At 51.4% G+C, this 18,297-nt stretch carries 18 protein-coding genes and 1 pseudogene; 7 read left to right on the plus strand and 12 right to left on the minus strand.

The annotated features are described in order from the left end of the window. Positions 1-38: 38 nt before the first annotated feature. From J4617_RS08520 to J4617_RS08530, 3 genes are read right to left on the minus strand one after another with little or no spacing between them, the layout of a single operon-like run. Positions 39-1,346: a TRAP transporter large permease subunit gene (locus J4617_RS08520; protein WP_000345260.1), complete on the minus strand. Its 1,308-nt coding sequence runs from the start codon at positions 1,344-1,346 to the stop codon at positions 39-41. A gap of 10 nt (positions 1,347-1,356) precedes the next feature. Further along, positions 1,357-1,839: a TRAP transporter small permease gene (locus J4617_RS08525; RefSeq protein WP_001221827.1), complete on the minus strand. Its 483-nt coding sequence runs from the start codon at positions 1,837-1,839 to the stop codon at positions 1,357-1,359. A gap of 41 nt (positions 1,840-1,880) precedes the next feature. Then, complete coding sequence (locus tag J4617_RS08530) at positions 1,881-2,864, minus strand: TRAP transporter substrate-binding protein (protein WP_000799371.1); 984 nt, start codon at positions 2,862-2,864, stop codon at positions 1,881-1,883. A gap of 487 nt (positions 2,865-3,351) precedes the next feature. On the opposite strand from J4617_RS08530, the gene J4617_RS08535 reads away from it, so the two are divergent. After that, positions 3,352-5,523 (plus strand): YgiQ family radical SAM protein, encoded by a 2,172-nt coding sequence (locus J4617_RS08535; protein ID WP_001274458.1) that lies wholly within the window; start codon positions 3,352-3,354, stop codon positions 5,521-5,523. Between the two features lie 202 nt (positions 5,524-5,725). Beyond that, positions 5,726-5,920 carry a hypothetical protein gene (locus J4617_RS08540; protein WP_000525382.1) on the plus strand — a complete coding sequence of 65 codons (195 nt, stop codon included), beginning with the start codon at positions 5,726-5,728 and terminating at the stop codon, positions 5,918-5,920. 157 nt (positions 5,921-6,077) lie between these two features. Here the strand turns inward: J4617_RS08540 and J4617_RS08545 are convergent, their stop codons facing one another. The 4 genes and pseudogenes from J4617_RS08545 to yqhD all read right to left on the minus strand — a co-directional run bounded on the left by J4617_RS08545 (position 6,078) and on the right by yqhD (position 10,325). Further along, entirely contained in the window at positions 6,078-6,533 is a 456-nt protein-coding gene (locus J4617_RS08545; protein ID WP_000128242.1) for an HIT family protein, read from the minus strand. A gap of 44 nt (positions 6,534-6,577) precedes the next feature. Beyond that, positions 6,578-8,042: pseudogene (locus tag J4617_RS08550) on the minus strand (DASS family sodium-coupled anion symporter). A 186-nt stretch (positions 8,043-8,228) separates the two neighbouring features. Beyond that, positions 8,229-9,056, minus strand: coding sequence for a 2,5-didehydrogluconate reductase DkgA (gene dkgA, locus J4617_RS08555; RefSeq protein WP_000013100.1), 828 nt, complete (start codon positions 9,054-9,056; stop codon positions 8,229-8,231). A gap of 105 nt (positions 9,057-9,161) precedes the next feature. Next, positions 9,162-10,325 (minus strand): alcohol dehydrogenase, encoded by a 1,164-nt coding sequence (gene yqhD / locus J4617_RS08560; RefSeq protein ID WP_001058722.1) that lies wholly within the window; start codon positions 10,323-10,325, stop codon positions 9,162-9,164. Between the two features lie 192 nt (positions 10,326-10,517). On the opposite strand from yqhD, the gene J4617_RS08565 reads away from it, so the two are divergent. Next, positions 10,518-11,417, plus strand: a complete 900-nt coding sequence (locus J4617_RS08565; RefSeq protein WP_001078198.1) for an AraC family transcriptional regulator — start codon at positions 10,518-10,520, stop codon at positions 11,415-11,417. Positions 11,418-11,480: 63 nt separating this feature from the next. Here J4617_RS08565 and yghB read toward each other — a convergent pair whose 3' ends face one another. Both yghB and metC read right to left on the minus strand, forming a co-directional pair. Then, entirely contained in the window at positions 11,481-12,140 is a 660-nt protein-coding gene (yghB, locus tag J4617_RS08570; protein ID WP_000268444.1) for a DedA family general envelope maintenance protein YghB, read from the minus strand. Positions 12,141-12,279: 139 nt separating this feature from the next. Then, on the minus strand, positions 12,280-13,467 hold the full coding sequence (gene metC, locus J4617_RS08575) for a cystathionine beta-lyase (RefSeq protein WP_000130262.1): 1,188 nt from the start codon (positions 13,465-13,467) through the stop codon (positions 12,280-12,282). A 251-nt stretch (positions 13,468-13,718) separates the two neighbouring features. Here metC and exbB point away from each other — a divergent pair, with 251 nt between their 5' ends. Together exbB and exbD are read left to right on the plus strand one after the other, a co-directional pair. Beyond that, a complete protein-coding gene (gene exbB, locus J4617_RS08580; protein WP_000527859.1) occupies positions 13,719-14,453 on the plus strand; it encodes a tol-pal system-associated acyl-CoA thioesterase in 735 nt (244 codons plus the stop codon). A gap of 6 nt (positions 14,454-14,459) precedes the next feature. Then, complete coding sequence (gene exbD / locus J4617_RS08585) at positions 14,460-14,885, plus strand: TonB system transport protein ExbD (protein WP_001251476.1); 426 nt, start codon at positions 14,460-14,462, stop codon at positions 14,883-14,885. Between the two features lie 113 nt (positions 14,886-14,998). On the opposite strand, the gene J4617_RS08590 is transcribed toward exbD, so the two are convergent. From J4617_RS08590 to J4617_RS08600, 3 genes are all read right to left on the minus strand, one after another. Then, positions 14,999-15,883, minus strand: a complete 885-nt coding sequence (locus J4617_RS08590; RefSeq protein ID WP_000019032.1) for an SDR family oxidoreductase — start codon at positions 15,881-15,883, stop codon at positions 14,999-15,001. Positions 15,884-16,006: 123 nt separating this feature from the next. Continuing rightward, the gene (locus J4617_RS08595) at positions 16,007-16,411 is read right to left on the minus strand and encodes a hypothetical protein (RefSeq protein WP_000665658.1); all 405 of its coding nucleotides are present in this window, start codon (positions 16,409-16,411) and stop codon (positions 16,007-16,009) included. After that, positions 16,398-16,808: a hypothetical protein gene (locus J4617_RS08600; protein ID WP_000936444.1), complete on the minus strand. Its 411-nt coding sequence runs from the start codon at positions 16,806-16,808 to the stop codon at positions 16,398-16,400. The genes J4617_RS08595 and J4617_RS08600 overlap by 14 nt, the downstream gene beginning before the upstream one ends. A 103-nt stretch (positions 16,809-16,911) precedes the next feature. Here J4617_RS08600 and J4617_RS08605 point away from each other — a divergent pair, with 103 nt between their 5' ends. Both J4617_RS08605 and J4617_RS08610 read left to right on the plus strand, forming a co-directional pair. Then, complete coding sequence (locus J4617_RS08605; protein ID WP_001650708.1) at positions 16,912-17,415, plus strand: hypothetical protein; 504 nt, start codon at positions 16,912-16,914, stop codon at positions 17,413-17,415. Between the two features lie 278 nt (positions 17,416-17,693). After that, positions 17,694-18,188 (plus strand): TIGR00645 family protein, encoded by a 495-nt coding sequence (locus J4617_RS08610; protein WP_000439335.1) that lies wholly within the window; start codon positions 17,694-17,696, stop codon positions 18,186-18,188. The last annotated feature ends 109 nt before the right edge of the window (positions 18,189-18,297 follow it).

Here is an 18,297-nt window from a genome sequence, read left to right on the forward strand (position 1 = left end):
CGAGTACGGGTCTGAATAGCGCAGACCCGTCAGGGTTTTCAGGAAGGAGCAAACAGCGTGGGAAGCAGCAGACTCAACTGCGGGAAGTAGCAAATCATCGCCATGACCATAAAGAGTGCCAGAAACATCGGTAATAGCGGTTTGACGACTTTATCAATACTGATTTTGCCGATACTGCAACCGACGAACAAAATAGTGCCTACCGGGGGCGTACACAGTCCGATGGTTAAATTGAAAACCATAATAATGCCAAAATGGACAGGGTCGATTCCCAGATGTTGAGCAATGGGAAGGAAAATAGGCGTAAAGATCAGAATAGCCGGGGTAATATCCATAAACGTCCCGACGAGTAACAAAATGAGATTGATAATCAGCAAGATGACCCATTTATTTTCGGACACGCTGGTAATCATTTCATTAATCAGTTCAGGAACATCAGCATTGGTCATCGCCCATGACATTCCCATTGAGCAGCCGACCAGTAAGAGAACAATAGAGCTGGTTACTACCGAATCCAGCAGAATATCGCGCAACTTACTCACATTAATTTCTCGATAAATGGCCGCCAGCGCCAGGCTATAGATTACCGCGATCGCAGAGGCCTCTGTTGGCGTAAATACGCCGCCGATAATGCCGCCGATAATAATAAATATCAGCAACAGGCTGGGCAATGAATCGCGGAATACCGACAGAAACTGCCGCAGGTTGATGCGTTCGGCAACCGGGTAATGGTGGCGATGGGCATACAGCGCCGCTACCGTCATTAAAGCCAGCGCGGTTAAGATGCCGGGCAGGTAGCCCGCCAAAAACAGGGCGGCGACAGAGGTGCCGCCGCTAGCCAGCGAATAGACAATTAGCACGTTGCTGGGCGGGATCATCAGGCCAATCGGCGCCGAAGCGACGTTGATCGCCGTAGAGAACGCCGGAGAGTAGCCCTCTTTTTCCTGTAATGGCGACATGATGCCGCCCACCGCGGCCGCAGAAGCGACAGCCGAGCCGGATATCGCGCCAAACAGGGTGTTCGCCAGAATATTGCAGTGCGCCAGCGAACCGGGAAGGCGGCCAACTAACGCCTGAGCCAGATTCACCAGGCGCCGGGCGATTCCCCCGGTATTCATGATATTGCCGGCTAACACAAAAAAGGGGATCGCCAGCAGCGTAAAGCCATCGAGACCGACGGTCATTTTTTGCGAAATAACCGAGATTGCCGCATCCGGGGGAAGGGCTATCAGGATTGAGAATAAGGACGACAGCCCGATAGCGAATGTAATAGGAACGCCGACCGCCAGCATAATGGCAAAGCTGCCAAATAAAACAATTATTGGGTAAATATATTCAAAGTCCATATATCCCTCGTTAGCGAAGATGGCGCTGATGATAATTATCAATAACGTTCACAATGGTGTAGTACACCAGGATGACGCCGCTAATCGGCATGACCCAATAGACTTTATCCATAGGCCATTTTAATACCGGGGACATTTGGCTGACGTGCGCCGCTTTTTCAACAATAATATCACCGCCGTACACCATAAAAATCAGCGCGAACACGGTAATAATCACCTGAATGATACTGTCGAGCATGAGGGCGGGCGTTCGGGAGAGTTTTTGCGCTAACAAATCGATAGCTAAATGTTTTTTTAATCCGGCGGTATAGACGCCGCCTAACAGAATCATCCACATAAAAAGAATCTGGGTGAATTCGTCGAGCGTGCTGCTTGGCGCGTTGAATATAAAGCGCGCCGCCACCTGCCAGGATACGCAGGCAACCATGACCGCCAGAATAATACAGCAGCACCCAGCCAGTATTTTGTTCAGTGCATTGGTGAGTATTCGCATATTACATCCTGTAAAGGGCAGGAGAACCCTGCCCGGCAGATTTACATATTCTCGATGTATTCCAGATCCTTCGCTGACTGAGCGTCTTTTGCGCGGAACTCATCAAACAAGGGCTTAACACGCTGTTTGAACGCGGATTTATCAATATCAACAACGGTCGCGTTCATGGCCTTCATGCTCTCATAAGCCTCTTTTTCCGCGGCGGGCCAGATGACATCTTTCATTTGCTGCATGGATTCATCTGCGGCTTTATATAACGCTTTCCGCTCTTTATCGCTCAATTTGTTAAGTACTTTGGTACTGATGACCAGGACATCCGGCACCATCGTGTGCTCGTCGCGGGAATAGAATTTCGCCACCTCCGCATGACGCATATCGGCATAAACCACGGGGTTGTTTTCGCCGCCATCGACCACGCCTTGCTGGAGCGCGGTATAGAGTTCGCCTTGCGCCATCGGCGTCGGCACGCCGCCGAGCGCTTTCACCATCGCGATAGCGCTGGGGCTTTGCTGCACTCTGATTTTCATACCGGCTAAATCGTCGGGTTGAGTGATGGGCTTACCAGCGTAAAAACTGCGGGCGCCGCCGTCGTACCAGGTTAAGCCGACGAAGCCTTTGCTTTCGGAGGACGCGAGAATGCGTTTCCCTAAGTCGCTTTTCAGTACGTTGTAGTAGTGATCGCGGTCGCGGAATAAAAACGGCAGGCTAAACACGCTATATTCCGGCGCAAAAGACTCCAGCGATGCCGCATTGACTTTCACCATTTGCAGAGCGCCGGAGTTCATCAATTCCAGCGATTCACGTTCGTTGCCCAGCGTGGCGTTGGGGTAAATACGAATATTTAATTCGCCGTCCGAATAGGCTTTCGCTTTGTCGGCCAGATAGCTCATCGCTTTGTGAACGGCGTGGCTTTTATCCTGATTGTGGCTCAGTTTCAGCGTCGTTTTGGCGAGCGTTGGAAATGCCAGCAGCAAACAGCCGGCCAGTAATACCGCTGATGTTGTGAATGAACGTGTGTTTTTCATATCTGCTTCCTTATAGGTTGGGATTCCTGTGGTTATCGTTGATTAATTAATAACCTGCTGATACGTAAGGTATTGCGTAGGGGAAAGGCGTGGTGATGGTGTTCTTTATCCCCTGAATTCTGTCAGCCAATTTAATTTAATCAATAGACCAAAGAAAGAGATCTGGTTCACAGAAGAAAGTCATGGTAAAAACAGCGCCGTGAGCAATTCAGCGAGGTTTTTTTATATGCTGCTGATAATGTGATGTTTATTTGCTTTTTGTTGTTATGGCAATACTGCGTTTTTAGACGTGGGTATAATTAATTGCATACCAATTTGGAGACATTCATAAGACCAATTTCAAACGCCTCAGGCCAGGCCGTTGAAAGTTGTTTCTATTTCGCGCCAGCCCTGCATATAAGGCGATAATCTCCTTCATTTTCGCTATAGATACGGCTTATAATCCCCGACCTTTGATTATTTTTTTGCCAATCGTTTTGGAAGCAATATGAGCGCTATCTCCCTGATCCAACCGGATCGCGACCTTTTCTCCTGGCCGCAGTACTGGGCCGCCTGCTTTGGGCCGGCGCCGTTTTTGCCGATGTCACGTGACGAGATGGATCAACTTGGCTGGGATAGCTGCGACATTATTCTGGTAACCGGCGACGCCTACGTCGACCATCCGAGCTTCGGCATGGCGATTTGCGGTCGTATGCTGGAAGCGCAGGGCTTCCGCGTGGGGATCATCGCCCAGCCGGACTGGAACAGCAAAGACGACTTTATGCGTCTGGGAAAACCGAACCTGTTCTTCGGCGTCACCGCCGGCAACATGGACTCGATGATCAACCGCTACACCGCCGACCGTAAGCTGCGCCACGATGACGCCTACACCCCGGATAACGTCGCGGGCAAACGCCCGGACCGCGCCACGCTGGTCTATACCCAGCGTTGCAAAGAAGCGTGGAAAGATGTCCCGGTGATCCTTGGCGGCATTGAGGCCAGTCTGCGCCGTACCGCGCATTACGACTACTGGTCTGATACTGTGCGTCGTTCAGTGTTAGTCGATTCCAAAGCCGACATGCTGATGTTTGGCAACGGCGAGCGTCCGCTGGTGGAAGTGGCGCACCGTCTGGCAATGGGCGAAACCATCGATCAGATTCGCGACGTGCGTAACACTGCGATTATGGTTAAAGAAGCGCTGCCTGGCTGGAGCGGCGTCGACTCCACTCGTCTGGACACGCCGGGTAAAATCGATCCAATTCCCCATCCCTATGGTGAGGATCTGCCGTGCGCGGATAACAAGCCGGTCGCGCCGAAAAAGCAGGAAGCTAAAGCGATTACCGTGCAGCCGCCGCGTCCGAAGCCGTGGGAAAAAACCTATATCCTGCTGCCATCCTTTGAAAAGGTGAAAGGCGACAAGGTGCTGTACGCCCATGCGTCGCGTATTCTGCATCACGAAACTAACCCTGGCTGCGCGCGGGCGCTGATGCAAAAACACGGCGACCGCTATGTCTGGATCAACCCGCCCGCCATACCGCTCTCCACTGAAGAGATGGATAGCGTGTTTGCGCTGCCGTATCAGCGTGTGCCGCACCCGGCTTACGGCAATGCCCGTATTCCGGCCTATGAGATGATCCGCTTTTCGATCAATATCATGCGCGGCTGCTTTGGCGGCTGCTCTTTCTGCTCGATCACTGAACATGAAGGGCGCATCATTCAGAGCCGTTCAGAAGACTCTATCATCAACGAGATCGAAGCGATCCGCGACACGGTGCCGGGGTTTACCGGCGTGATCTCCGATCTGGGCGGTCCTACCGCGAACATGTATATGCTGCGCTGTAAGTCGCCGCGTGCGGAGCAGACCTGTCGTCGCCTGTCATGCGTCTATCCGGATATCTGTCCGCATATGGATACTGACCATACGCCGACGATCAATCTTTATCGCCGCGCCCGTGAGCTGAAAGGCATTAAGAAAATCTTAATTGCCTCCGGCGTGCGCTACGACATCGCCGTAGAAGATCCTCGCTACATTAAAGAGCTGGCGAGCCATCATGTGGGCGGCTATCTGAAGATTGCGCCGGAGCATACTGAAGAAGGTCCGCTGTCGAAAATGATGAAGCCGGGTATGGGCAGCTACGATCGCTTTAAAGAGTTATTTGACCTTTACTCTAAACAGGCCGGAAAAGAGCAGTATCTGATCCCATATTTTATCTCCGCGCATCCGGGCACGCGGGACGAGGATATGGTGAATCTGGCGCTGTGGCTCAAGCGCCACCGCTTCCGTCTGGATCAGGTGCAGAACTTCTACCCGTCGCCGTTGGCAAATTCGACCACCATGTATTACACCGGCAAAAACCCGCTGGGTAAAATTGGTTATAAGAGTGAAGATGTGGTGGTGCCGAAGGGAGACAGGCAGCGTCGCCTGCATAAGGCGCTGCTGCGTTATCACGATCCGGCGAACTGGCCGCTGATTCGCCAGGCGCTGGAAGCGATGGGGAAAAAGCATTTGATTGGCGGTCGCCGTGAGTGTCTGGTGCCTGCGCCGACCATTGAAGAGATGCGCGAAGCGCGTCGCCAGAACCGCAACACGCGCCCGGCGTTGACCAAGCATACGCCGGTGGAACATCAGCGGCAGGGGCTTGCTGCGAATAAGAAGCGCGGGAAAGGCGCAGGGCGTTAATTACCTTTGAATCTGTTGCTTCTGGAAGCTAATGTTTCTGGAAGTAACAGACATCTAAATATATTGTGTCGATCTTTAGTAATTGCTAAATTACGGGGAGCTTTATATTTTATTTAAATATTATTGATTGTATAAATTAATTATATATTACCTTAATGATTAAGGCATGATGCTTGTATACAGCCCCAGAGGAGGGGATATCATGGGTATGATTATTATTCCCTGTTTTATCGTAATTGCTATAATAGCTGTTGTTATATTCATAATGGCTATTAAAGCATGTAATATGGAAAAACGTGAAGACAGGCAAATGACTCTTGCAGGGATAATTTTAATGGGTGTTATTGCCGCTATTCCTGGATGGTTTTTGTACGAAATATTTAGCCACGCGCCGTAATATTTAACCTACCAGGGTTGATATATTAAAATAGATAAGAAGTATATAATCTAAGGTATAATGCCTGACGGCGCTGCGCTTATCAGGTCTATGAATAGCACAGTTTTGTAGGCCGGATAAGGTGCTTACACCGCCATCCGGCAGAAGTGCTCCGTATTTATGCCTCACGAATTCTGGCCGCCAGCGCGGCCAGTTTTTCATCATCAGCCCGTTCATGATCGTGTGACGACAGATATCCTTCATACTGTTCGAAAAATTTATTCTGCCGCGATTCAATCGGTTTCCAGTGGGTTAAATCGCCAGTACCGTGCATGGGGCTTAATTTACTGTGCACATGGTCTACGCCGAAACCTTCGAAGAACATTCCCGTACGACTGACATCCGGGAAAGCCTTATCCAGTTTCTTCGCCACTTTTTGGGTCGCCAGCATCAGGTCCGCTAACGCCTGCGGCGGTAGATCGAACGCGTAGCTGGGGTAATGTTTTTTCGGGATCACTACGGTAAACCCATCGGTATTCGGAAAAATCGACAAAAAAGCCAGGTGATGCTCATCTTCCCAAACTTTATGACAAGGTGCTTTACCTTCAACTATTTGACAGAAAATGCAGGTCATTCCATTTCTCCGTTAACCGAGGGGCTTATCGATGCGTTAAGCGTTTAATACAACCCTAACACTTTCCACCATGCGAGGCCGACTGTCAAAAAGACCGCCTGATTAAAGAGACTGATAATAAATCCCGTTCGCCACCAGACGCCCGTCGGTACATAGCCGGCGCCAAAAAGAATGGGGCCGCGTGCGTGGGTATACTGCGTAAGAGAGCAGTACAGGCTGCTGGTAAACGCCAGCATGAGCGCCATCGGCGCCGCCGGTATATTCAGATGCAGACCGACGCCCAGAAATACCGCATACAGCGCGGCGATTTGCGCGTTGCCGCTGGCGAAAAAATAGTGGGTATAAAAATAGGCTGCGTTAAGCAGCAGCAGGATGATTATCCAACTGGTTCCATGCATCGTGCTGCCGATGCTGTCGCCAATCAGGTTGCCAAACCAGCTGGTGAATCCTAGTTTCTTCAACTGGTTAGCCATCATCAGCAGCGCGGCAAACCAAATCAACGTATCCCAGGCGCCTTTTTCGCTTTTAACGTCTTCCCAGGTGAGCACGCCGCTCAGTAATAAAATAGAGAGACCGACAAAAGAGGCCGTCGTGGCATCCACGCCGAGCGAGCTGCCAAAAATCCATAGCACCAGCAACACGCCGACGGTCGCCAGCATGAGCCACTCGCCGCGCGTCATACTGCCCATTTGCGCCAGCTCTTTGCGCGCCAAATCCGGCGCATCCGGCGTATGTTTAATTTCCGGACGGGTCAGCCAGTAGACCAGCAGCGGGACGATAAGAAAAGAGACCAGGCAAGGCAGGAGCGCGGCGATAAACCAGCTTCCCCAGCTCAACGTAACGCCGGCGTTCGCCGCCAGTTTTACCGCCAGCAGGTTACCCGTATAACCGGTCATAAACAGTGCGGCGGTGACGTCGTTAACATTGCCAATACAGGTGATCAGAAAGGTGCCGATTTTGCTGCGAGACTCATCTTCCGGATGTGAATCAAAGCTGCGCGCCAGCGAGTCGGCGATCGGGTAAATCACGCCGCCGCAGCGCGCGGTGTTACTGGGCATCGCGGGGGAGAGGATCAGATCGGCAAACGCCAGACCATAAGCCAGACCCAGCGTTCGTTTACCTAACAGACGGATCATTTGTAGGGCGATACGCCGACCCAGCCCGGTTTTGATAAACCCACGGGCAATCATAAAGGCGACGACGATAAGCCAGATCAACGAACTATTCAGCTCGCTCAAGGCCGTGGTAATCGCGCCGCTGGCCGTTTTGTCGCCGGCAGCATAGGCGAGCGCAAAGACGGTGATACCAATAATACCGACCGCGCCAATAGGCAGCACTTTCGCCACGATAGAGGCGATCGTCGCGACAAAAATAATCGCGGAATGCCAGGCCGGCGCGCTTAACCCGGAAGGGGGCGTTAGCTGCCACAGTCCGGCGGCGATAACCAGAATAAGAATGAATGGGAGCCATTTGACGCCCTGAGATTTTTTTTCCGCCACAATCACACATCCATAAATATTTTATATGCGTTAAGTAAATTCATAATAAATATGAATAATTATTCACAAAATCAGAATAATTCTGCGCTTGTGTGTGGGGGAAATATACTGTTAAATGCGCGTAATTGTTTCTTAATGTTTCGGAATGCAAAAAAGCCCGACGACATCGTCGGGCATGGCGTGCGATAAATCTGGCTTAACCGCCGAACTGATCCGGATCGGGGCCGAGGCGCTTGCCTTGATCCAGTTTTGCGATCTCGCCTAATTCATCTTTATCGAGACGGAAATCCCAGACAGCAAAGTTTTCCGCGATACGGGAAGGGGTGACGGATTTCGGAATGACGACCAGCCCGCAGTCCAGATGCCAGCGAATAACAATCTGGGCGGGCGTTTTGCCGTATTTATCCGCCAGTTCGCGAATCACTTTCTGATCGAATACGCCTTCGCCGCCCTGCGCCAGCGGGCTCCAGGACTCGGTCTGGATTTTATGCGTCGCATTCCACGCATGTAGCTGGCGCTGTTGCATCAAGGGGTGAAGCTCGATCTGGTTGATCACAGGGGTAACGCCGGTTTCATCGATCAGACGCTGGAGGTGATGGATCTGAAAGTTACAGACCCCGATACTCTTTACCAGCCCCTCTTTTTGCAGCGCGATCATGCCTTTCCAGGCGTCGACATAGTGATCGATAGCCGGTACGGGCCAGTGCATCAGATAGAGATCGAGATAATCAAGCTGCAGTTTTTTCAGGCTCTCCTGCAGGGCTTCGCGGGGACGTTTTTGATCGTCATTCCACAACTTGGTGGTGATAAACAGCTCTTCCCGCGCTACGCTCGCTGCTTTTAGCGCTTTGCCGACGCCTTCTTCATTCTGATATGCTGTGGCGGTATCAATCGATCGATAGCCCACCTCCAGCGCTTTATGAATCGCCGCGATCACCTCTTCATTGCTTGCTTTCCAGACTCCCAGCCCAAGTTGTGGCATTACGTTGCCATCCTGTAGCCTGATAATGGTTGGATTAGCCATGATGTGTTCCTCTTTTAATTGGCTCGCCGGAGTCGGGTCCGGCGAGACTAAGTGACTTAAGTCTGGACGAAATGGCCAAAAACGAAAGTCAGAGGCGAAAAAACCTTAGCGCGCCGCTTCATAAATCCGACGGCTGACATCCAGCGTAATATCCTGATTTTCACCTAAATTTGTGCATCCATGCGCCTCAAGTTTAGCCAGTAGCGCCGGAATAGTGCTGCCATCCAGACCGTAATCGGACAGACGGGTAGGCACGCCCATCTGTTCAAAGAAACGGCGGGTGGCGGCAATGGCGGCATCAATACGCTCGTCGTCGGAACCGTCGGTGATATTCCATACACGTTCAGCATATTGCAGGAGTTTTGCACGTTTAACGTCTCGTTTTTCGTTCCATAGCGCAGGCAGAATGATAGCCAGCGTCTGGGCATGATCGAGACCGTGCATCGCGGTAAGCTCATGGCCCAGCATATGCGTCGCCCAGTCCTGCGGAACACCAGCGCCAATCAGGCCATTCAACGCCTGAGTAGCGGCCCACATCACGTTGGCGCGGACGTCATAATTTTCAGGCTCTTGCAGCGCTTTGGGACCTTCTTCGATCAGTGTGAGTAAAATACCTTCGGCGAAACGATCCTGAATTTTGCCGTTAACCGGGTAAGTGACGTACTGCTCAACGGTATGGACGAAAGCATCCACGACGCCGTTCGCAACCTGGCGCGGCGGCAATGTATAGGTGTAGACCGGGTCCAGTACGGCAAACACCGGTTGCACGAACGAGGAGTGGAAGGCCTGTTTGTCGCCAGTGGTTTTACGGGAAATGACTGCGCCGGCGTTCGATTCTGAGCCGGTTGCCGGTAGGGTCAGCACAGACCCCATCGGGATTGCGCTACGAATCTCAGTACCGCCGGTTTCCAGAATGTGCCACGGATCGACGCCGTCCGTATACTGCGCCGCTGCGGCGATAAATTTGGTGCCGTCCAGTACGGAACCGCCGCCAACGGCCAGCAGGAAGGTAATATTTTCGTCGCGCACAAGCTGCACGGCCTTCATCAGCGTTTCATAGGACGGGTTCGGTTCAATACCGCCAAACTCCCGAACATCCAGTCCTTTTAACGCTTCCTGAACTTGCGCCAGTACGCCGGTCTTTTTCACGCTACCGCCGCCATAGGTAATCAGCACGCGGGCGTCCTGCGGGATTTGATCGCGAAGATCGACGATAGCGCCTTTACCAAACAGAATGCGGGTAGGGGTATGTAATTTGAAATTGTTCATTGCTCATTCCCTTATGTGGGTAAAAAGAGGGCAGGCGGCTGTCTGCCTGATGGTCATCATTGTGGTCTTGTGAGGGATGTCTCTCAATGCACATTTCTGCCAATGTTTTGCCTATTTCTCCAGAATGCTGGAGAAAATCGCTAAAAATGCGCACAATCCAGCGGAGTGGATTTGATGAAAAAATGGCGCGTTATGAATCGTGAAGCAATTTGCTTACAGTTGGCGGATAAAATTAATCATTTAAAAAATAATGATAAAATAATCAGCGAGCGGCTGGCGGGCATTCGTCTGTTGTATGGTGTTGAACCGGGGCCGCGCACGCCGGTCATGTATCAGCCTGGCATCATATTTCTCTTTTCCGGCCATAAAATTGGCTATATTAATAAGCGCAAGTTTCGTTATGACGCTAATGAATATCTCTTACTGACCGTGCCGCTCCCTTTTGAATGCGAGACCTGGGCGACGCCGGAGGTACCGCTGGCCGGTATTCGGCTCGATATTGATGTGCTGCAACTGCAAGAGTTGCTCATGGACATTGGCGAAGATGAGCGTTTCCAGTTGCCGATGGCGGCCAGTGGGATTAACTCCGCCACGCTGTCGGACGAGATTTTATGTGCGGTGGAAAGATTGCTGGATGTGATGGAGCGCCCGCTGGATGCGCGGATTCTGGGAAAACAGATTATTCGCGAAATTCTTTATCATGTGCTGATGGGGCCGCGCGGCGGGGCGCTGCTTGCGCTGGTTAGTCGCCAGACGCACTTTAGCCTGATCAGTCGCGTACTTAAACAGATCGAAATGAAATACACCGAGAACCTGAATGTTGAGCAACTGGCGGCAGAAGCGAACATGAGCGTGTCGGCGTTTCACCATAATTTTAAGGCGGTCACCAGCACCTCGCCGTTGCAGTATTTAAAAAGCTACCGACTGCATAAAGCGCGGATGATGATGATTCACGACGGTATGAAGGCCAGCGCCGCGGCGATGCGGGTCGGCTATGAGAGCGCATCGCAGTTTAGCCGGGAGTTTAAACGTTATTTTGGCGTTACGCCGGGCGAAGATGCGGCAAGAATGCGGACAATGCAAGGGAGCTAAGTGGGGCATCCCGCCACGGGTCAACGAAGCGTAACCGGGCCATCCTGGCCGATTATGGATACGTCAGGCGTTACAGTATTTCTTTTTAATCACCACGACCAGCGTACCTAACAGCCCGGCGACCAGTAGCGCGACGGGAAGGATCATTAAAAATGTCATTACCTGGTCTTCATGGCGCTTAACAAACGGGATCATACTGAGCGCGTAGCCGAAGCTGGTCACGACAGTCACCCACAGCAGGCCGCTTAACCAGTTAAAAAACTGAAACCGGCGGTTGGACAGGCCGGAAATACCCGCCATTGTTGGCAGCAGAGTGCGGACAAACGCCAGAAAGCGCCCGGCAAGCAACGCTAACAAACCGTGACGGTCAAACATACAGGTGGCGCGCTGATGATATTTTGCCGGAAGCTGCGCCAGCCAGCCTTTGACGGTACGCGTATTACCGAGCCAGCGTCCCTGGATATAACTTAGCCAGCAGCCGAGACTGGCCGCAGTGGTGAGAATGCCAATCGTCGGCAAAAAATGCATCACATCCTGGGCGATCAACGCGCCTGCCAGTAGCAGCAGACTATCGCCAGGTAAGAATGATGCTGGCAGCAGACCATTTTCTAAAAATAGCGTGGCGAACATGACAAAGTAGACGACGCTAACAACGTGTGGATTCGCCAGCGCGGCAAAATCATGTTGCCAGAGCGCAGCGATAATATCTTGAATGACAGCCATGAACTTTCCTGTGGAACAGCATTTATGCTTTTATTCGCCTATTGTACTCCTGAATCGTCCGGGATGCCTTGATCCCGGACGCAACAAACGCAGACTTTTCCACGGAAATTGTCTGCATATATGTCCATCCCCGGCAACTTTACACAATTCTGGCGAAGCCGGCGGCTAAATCAGCGATCAAATCATCAACACTCTCTAAACCAATATGCACCCGGACCAGCGTACCGGTAAAATCTACGCCGCCTGCGGGACGAATCGCGGCGATCTGTTCCGGCTGATTAGCAATTATCAGCGATTCGTAGCCTCCCCAAGAGTAGGCCATACTGAACAGCGAAAAGTTATCCAGATAGGCTGATAATTCTGCCTCGGTCAGCTTTTTATTGAGCACAAAGGAGAACAGACCGCTGCTGCCTGTAAAGTCTCGTTTCCAGAAGGCATGACCTTTGCTACCCGGCAGGGCCGGATGATTAACGCGCGCGACCTGAGGATGGTTCGCCAGCCATGCGGCGATTTTGAGGCTGCTTTCTTGATGCTGGCGCAGTCGGACACCGAGTGTGCGCAGACCGCGGCTGGTCATATAAGCCGTGTCGGCGTCGAGCATTTGCCCCATCAGATAGGCGTTTTCCCGCAATTGTTCCCAGCAGCGCGCATTTGCAACGGCAGTACCGACCATCGCATCAGAATGACCAATCAGATACTTAGTGCCCGCCTGGATAGAGATATCAATATCGAATTCCAGAGCTTTGAACAGAACGCCAGCCGCCCAGGTATTATCAATCATGATGACGGCTTCTGGCGCGACGCGTCTGACCGCACTAACAATGCTCGGAATATCATGTACTTCCATGGTAATAGAACCGGGGGATTCCAGAAATACGACTTTCGTGTTCGGCTGAATATGTTGCGTGATATCAGCGCCGATGAGCGGGTCGAACCAGCTTGTCGTCACGCCCAGTTTGCCGAGAATTTTGCTGCAGAAATCCTGGCTGGGTTCATAAGCTGTGTTGGTCATCAGGATGTGGTCGCCCTGCTCAACGAATGCCAGAATGGTGTTGGCGACCGCCGCCGCGCCGCACGGGAAGAGCGCGCATCCGGCGCCGCCTTCCAGTTCACACATGGCTTCCTGGAGCGAAAAGTGGGTCAGCGTTCCCCGGCGTCCGTAAAATAATTCGCCGTTGGCGAGATTGCGGGTAGCGTGTTTTTTGGCCTCGACGGTGTCAAACACCAGTGAAGAAGCGCGTTGAATCACACTATTCACTGAGCCAAGCGTGTATTTTTTGCTGCGTCCTGCGTTTACCAGTTTGGTATCCAACTGTTTATCCGTCATGTTGCGTTTCCTGATTTTAACCGTCTGGATGTCTAAACTAGCATGAATATAACCATCTGCACCCTGGCGACGTGTGATACAGATGAAAATTTTGCCAAAATAAAAACAGGTGGCTTTTTTAATGCGTAAGCGCAAAGAAAAAGCAGTAAAGGTGCGGCAGTATGTAAATAGTAATGAGAACGACTATCAATTCGACGTTGTTTTGATATTATTATGCTCAGATTTTGTGATTTGCGTCCTGGAGATACAGAGTGGGTAATAATTTGATGCAGACGGATCTTTCCGTCTGGGGCATGTATCAGCACGCCGATATTGTCGTGAAGTGCGTGATGATTGGTTTGATTCTGGCGTCAGTCGTCACCTGGGCTATCTTCTTCAGTAAAAGCGTTGAATTTTTCACGCAAAAGCGCCGCTTAAAGCGCGAACAACTGCAATTAGCCGATGCGCGCTCTTTAGATCAGGCTTCCGACATTGCGGCAGGTTTCAGCGCAAAAAGCCTCAGCGCACAGCTCATCAATGAAGCGCAGAATGAACTGGAACTCTCTCAGGGCAGCGAAGATAACGAAGGGATTAAAGAACGTACCGGCTTCCGTCTGGAACGTCGCGTCGCAGCGGTTGGCCGCTACATGGGACGAGGCAACGGTTATCTGGCGACGATCGGCGCCATTTCCCCCTTCGTCGGGTTGTTTGGCACCGTATGGGGCATTATGAATAGCTTCATCGGTATTGCGCAAACGCAGACCACCAACCTGGCGGTGGTCGCTCCTGGTATTGCGGAAGCGCTGCTGGCGACGGCGATTGGGCTGGTAGCCGCGATCCCGGCGGTCGTCATTTACAACATCTTCGCACGTCAGATAGGCAGTTACAAAGCGACGCTGGGTGACGTGGCGGCGCAGGTATTGCTGCTGCAAAGCCGCGATCTCGATCTGAATGCGAGCGCCAGTGCGCAGCCGGTACGCGCCGCGCAGAAATTACGGGTAGGGTAATGCGTCATGGCAATGCGTCTTAACGAGAACCTGGATGACAACGGCGAAATGCATGAAATCAACGTGACGCCGTTTATCGATGTCATGTTGGTTCTGCTGATTATCTTTATGGTGGCTGCGCCGCTGGCGACGGTAGACGTCAAGGTGAATCTGCCCGCTTCTACCAGTACGCCACAGCCGCGCCCGGAAAAACCGGTTTATCTGTCGGTGAAAGCGGATAACACCATGTTTATCGGTAACGATCCGGTGACGGATGATACGATGATTGCCGAGCTAACGGCCCTGACGGAAGGGAAAAAGGATACTACGATTTTCTTCCGTGCGGATAAAACCGTAGAGTATGAAACCCTGATGAAAGTGATGGATATGCTGCATCAGGCGGGCTACCTCAAGATTGGTCTGGTCGGCGAAGAGACCGCGAAAGCGAAATAAGTATTCTGCTGACGCTGTAGGCCGGGTAAGGCGAAGTCGCCACCCGGCTTTTTTTATTGCCTAAGATGGCGCCTTGCTTAACAGAATTGCGCCACCTTAATCGACTTCATGCGTTAGCCTAAATGTTCCCCGCCGCACACGCCGTGCACTTCTGCGGTAACGTAACTTGATTCCTGGCTTGCCAGATAGACATACACCGGCGCCAGCTCTGCCGGTTGACCGGCCCGCTTCATTGGCGTCTGCTGGCCAAACTGCGGAATTTTATCCTGTGTTTGGCCGCCGGAAATTTGCAGCGCTGTCCAGATAGGGCCAGGCGCGACAATATTCACGCGAATTCCTTTTTCCGCCACCTGTTTCGCCAGGCCGCGGCTGTAATTAAGGATTGCCGCCTTGGTTGCCGCATAATCCAGCAGGTGCGGACTGGGCTGATACGCCTGGATAGACGACGTTGTGATAATACTGGCGCCTTTTGGCAGCAGCGGAATCGCTTCCTGGGTTATCCAGAACAGGGCAAAAACGTTAACGGCGAAGGTTTGCTGAAATTGCTCGCTGGTCAGATCTTTTATCTCCGGGATTGCCGTCTGTTTACCGGCTACCAGCGCCAGAATGTCCAGCCCGCCCAGCGCTTCACGCGCCTTATGGACCAGCGAACGGGCGAAAGATTCGTCGCTAAGATCGCCTGGCAATAACACCGCTTTACGGCCGCACTCCTCAATCAGCGCTTTAACCTGCTGGGCGTCCTCTTCTTCCGCTGGCAGATAGTTGATCGCGACATCTGCGCCTTCACGCGCGTAAGCGATAGCGGCAGCGCGCCCAATCCCGGAGTCGCCCCCTGTCACCAGCGCCTTACGATCTTTAAGGCGACCACTGCCGACATAACTTTTTTCACCACAGTCAGGAACAGGCGTCATTTTCGCCTGGACGCCGGGCGCCGGCTGTTTTTGCTTAGGATACTCGCCGGTGTAATACTGCGTGGTAGGGTCGTATAGATGAGACATTGAGCTTCTCCCTTCAGGTTGAACACCCTTTAAGCGTAGACACTTTTACTACCGTAAGAGGGAGAATCAGAACGATCCTTATGCTTCGCCCGTATTCACAACAGAGTTAACTAGCCATGAAGGTTATTTTTCTCGCCGTGCGACGGTGGTGACGTTGCGCGTCCGGTAGTCGCCATCGGAAAGCTTACGCGTCAGACGTAGGGTTGCCGTCTCGCGAGCCAGCAGATGCTGCCAGTCACTTTCAAGACGAGACATAATTTTGTCTCGTAATTCAGGATGCTGCTCGATAATGGCATTGATGGTCGCGCCATAAATCTCCTCTTTGACCTGTAACGCATACATCTCCCGTCGGTTTTGCCACTTCAGGCGTACTAACGCCGCCGGTATGGATACCACCTCCTGCGTTACCTTTTCCAGGGTGGCATTTTTGCTGGCGATTAGCGCTGCAAGATTTTGCTTTAAGATAAATTCATCACTTTTATGGTTGTCTAAAGCCAAATAAACGTTATTGTCTTCAACTTCTTTCATCTTTATCTTCCAGTGAATAAAATAGCGGCATATCGGTTTCGCGAGTGATTAAATTAAGCCAAATGGCATTGCCTTTTTCATTTATCATTGCGGTTTTATCCGCCAGTATTTTACTTAGCGTTTGGGCATCAATATCGCCTTCTGCCTGTAGTGCGTTTATCAGGCGGGCAAACGTTTCAATTTTAGCCACACAATACAGACGTTCTTTAATATGACGGTCGCGTTCTTCAAATAATACGTTTCTGTGTTGCCCGGCAGCGTTAGCGCTAATTAAAATATCGGGCTCGTAATCGCTGAGTTTTGTCTTTCCCTTAGGCAAATTTTTACTGTTTTCTGTGGCTTCAGGGGGCGGCGATGACAGGCGAAAATGAGAGGAAACCAGATGCTCAGGAAGCATGACTAAATATCCTTTACGATCAGTGGTATACTATTTTTAATAGTGTAGGTTTCGTTGACAATAACATGGCGTAATTTTAAAATCAAAAAAAATGGAGCCTGCTATGAACAGTATTTTTTATTCTGTTATTATATTGCTATTACTGACCGGCGCGATACTCTTCCTGATGTGGGAGGTTAATAAAAAACGTCCTGGTGGAAAAGTCGTAAATTTAAATCAAACTGAACCCATGACAAAGGAAGAGGGCGAAGATCATTTCTCAGTATTAATGAATTCGATAACGCCGGTATGGTACTGGCGCGTTAACCATGAATATATCGATTTCCTTCATGCAACGATAAAACGAATGACAATGACTGAGTTGAATGAAACGCCTGGATTATTTGACGCACAGCGTCGTTGCAGCGACCTTAACTCTGCCGTTTATAAGTATTACGACAATATTAAGAAGCGTTGTCTGAACGGAGAAAAGGTGCCGTATTCGGATTTGGACGTCCTTAATTTACGCCAGTGTTTTCGCGAGTTCAGTCTTGAAGCCTACCCGGCATTGGTCGCGCTGGTATGGCCGGAATATCAGCGCCCGCAGGTTAACCCGGATGAGATTTAGAGCCTATCCCATTAGGGCTATTTTACTTGCCATTTTGGACCTGGGCAGTGCTCGCCAAAACGCGTTAGCGTTTTGAACGCCGCTTGCGGCGGCCCGAAGGGCGAGCGTAGCGAGTCAAACCTCACGTACTACGTGTACGCTCCGGTTTTTGCGCGCTGTCCGTGTCCAAACTGGCTGCGCCAATAACGCCTGGTGGGATAGGCTCTTAACTGCATGTTGATCTGATGTTGCATGGTTGAGATATACTGTTGCTGGTTTTAGTTACCTGACAGGTCCCTATGGAACGCTTTCTTGAAAATGTAATGTATGCGTCTCGCTGGCTGCTCGCGCCGGTGTATTTTGGCCTCTCTTTGGCGCTGATCGCTTTAGCGCTAAAATTTTTCCAGGAAATTCTACACGTTCTGCCGAACGTTTTTGCCCTGGCGGAAGCCGATCTGATTCTGGTGCTGTTATCGCTGGTTGATATGACGCTGGTCGGCGGATTGCTGGTAATGGTCATGTTCTCCGGGTATGAGAATTTTGTCTCTCAGCTGGATATCTCTGCGGGCAAGGAGAAGCTGAACTGGCTGGGGAAAATGGATGCGACTTCGCTAAAAAATAAGGTGGCGGCATCGATAGTCGCTATCTCTTCCATTCACCTGTTACGCGTGTTTATGGATGCGAAAAACGTCCCGGATAACAAATTAATGTGGTATGTCATCATCCATCTGACCTTTGTCCTGTCGGCGTTTGTGATGGGCTATCTGGACAGATTGACGCGGCATAACCATTGAGCCGCCGTCCACGGCGGGGCAGTCGGGCAAAGGATGCTGAGCCCGGCTGTAAAATAGCGCTTCTTTAACGGTGGATAACCGTCTCCCTGCAGCCTTACGCAATATTTTT

It is taken from the genome of Salmonella sp. 32010601201800023SM (assembly GCF_017572235.1).
GTDB classification, from domain to species: Bacteria; Pseudomonadota; Gammaproteobacteria; order Enterobacterales; family Enterobacteriaceae; genus Salmonella; species Salmonella enterica.

Coding starts and splice junctions, on each gene's coding strand:
- J4617_RS08520 (WP_000345260.1), bottom strand. CDS start 1,346: ATGGACTTTGAATATATTTACCCAATAATTGTTTTATTTGGCAGCTTT.
- J4617_RS08525 (WP_001221827.1), bottom strand. CDS start 1,839: ATGCGAATACTCACCAATGCACTGAACAAAATACTGGCTGGGTGCTGC.
- J4617_RS08530 (WP_000799371.1), bottom strand. CDS start 2,864: ATGAAAAACACACGTTCATTCACAACATCAGCGGTATTACTGGCCGGC.
- J4617_RS08535 (WP_001274458.1), top strand. CDS start 3,352: ATGAGCGCTATCTCCCTGATCCAACCGGATCGCGACCTTTTCTCCTGG.
- J4617_RS08540 (WP_000525382.1), top strand. CDS start 5,726: ATGGGTATGATTATTATTCCCTGTTTTATCGTAATTGCTATAATAGCT.
- J4617_RS08545 (WP_000128242.1), bottom strand. CDS start 6,533: ATGACCTGCATTTTCTGTCAAATAGTTGAAGGTAAAGCACCTTGTCAT.
- dkgA (WP_000013100.1), bottom strand. CDS start 9,056: ATGGCTAATCCAACCATTATCAGGCTACAGGATGGCAACGTAATGCCA.
- yqhD (WP_001058722.1), bottom strand. CDS start 10,325: ATGAACAATTTCAAATTACATACCCCTACCCGCATTCTGTTTGGTAAA.
- J4617_RS08565 (WP_001078198.1), top strand. CDS start 10,518: ATGAATCGTGAAGCAATTTGCTTACAGTTGGCGGATAAAATTAATCAT.
- yghB (WP_000268444.1), bottom strand. CDS start 12,140: ATGGCTGTCATTCAAGATATTATCGCTGCGCTCTGGCAACATGATTTT.
- metC (WP_000130262.1), bottom strand. CDS start 13,467: ATGACGGATAAACAGTTGGATACCAAACTGGTAAACGCAGGACGCAGC.
- exbD (WP_001251476.1), top strand. CDS start 14,460: ATGGCAATGCGTCTTAACGAGAACCTGGATGACAACGGCGAAATGCAT.
- J4617_RS08590 (WP_000019032.1), bottom strand. CDS start 15,883: ATGTCTCATCTATACGACCCTACCACGCAGTATTACACCGGCGAGTAT.
- J4617_RS08595 (WP_000665658.1), bottom strand. CDS start 16,411: ATGAAAGAAGTTGAAGACAATAACGTTTATTTGGCTTTAGACAACCAT.
- J4617_RS08600 (WP_000936444.1), bottom strand. CDS start 16,808: ATGCTTCCTGAGCATCTGGTTTCCTCTCATTTTCGCCTGTCATCGCCG.
- J4617_RS08605 (WP_001650708.1), top strand. CDS start 16,912: ATGAACAGTATTTTTTATTCTGTTATTATATTGCTATTACTGACCGGC.
- J4617_RS08610 (WP_000439335.1), top strand. CDS start 17,694: ATGGAACGCTTTCTTGAAAATGTAATGTATGCGTCTCGCTGGCTGCTC.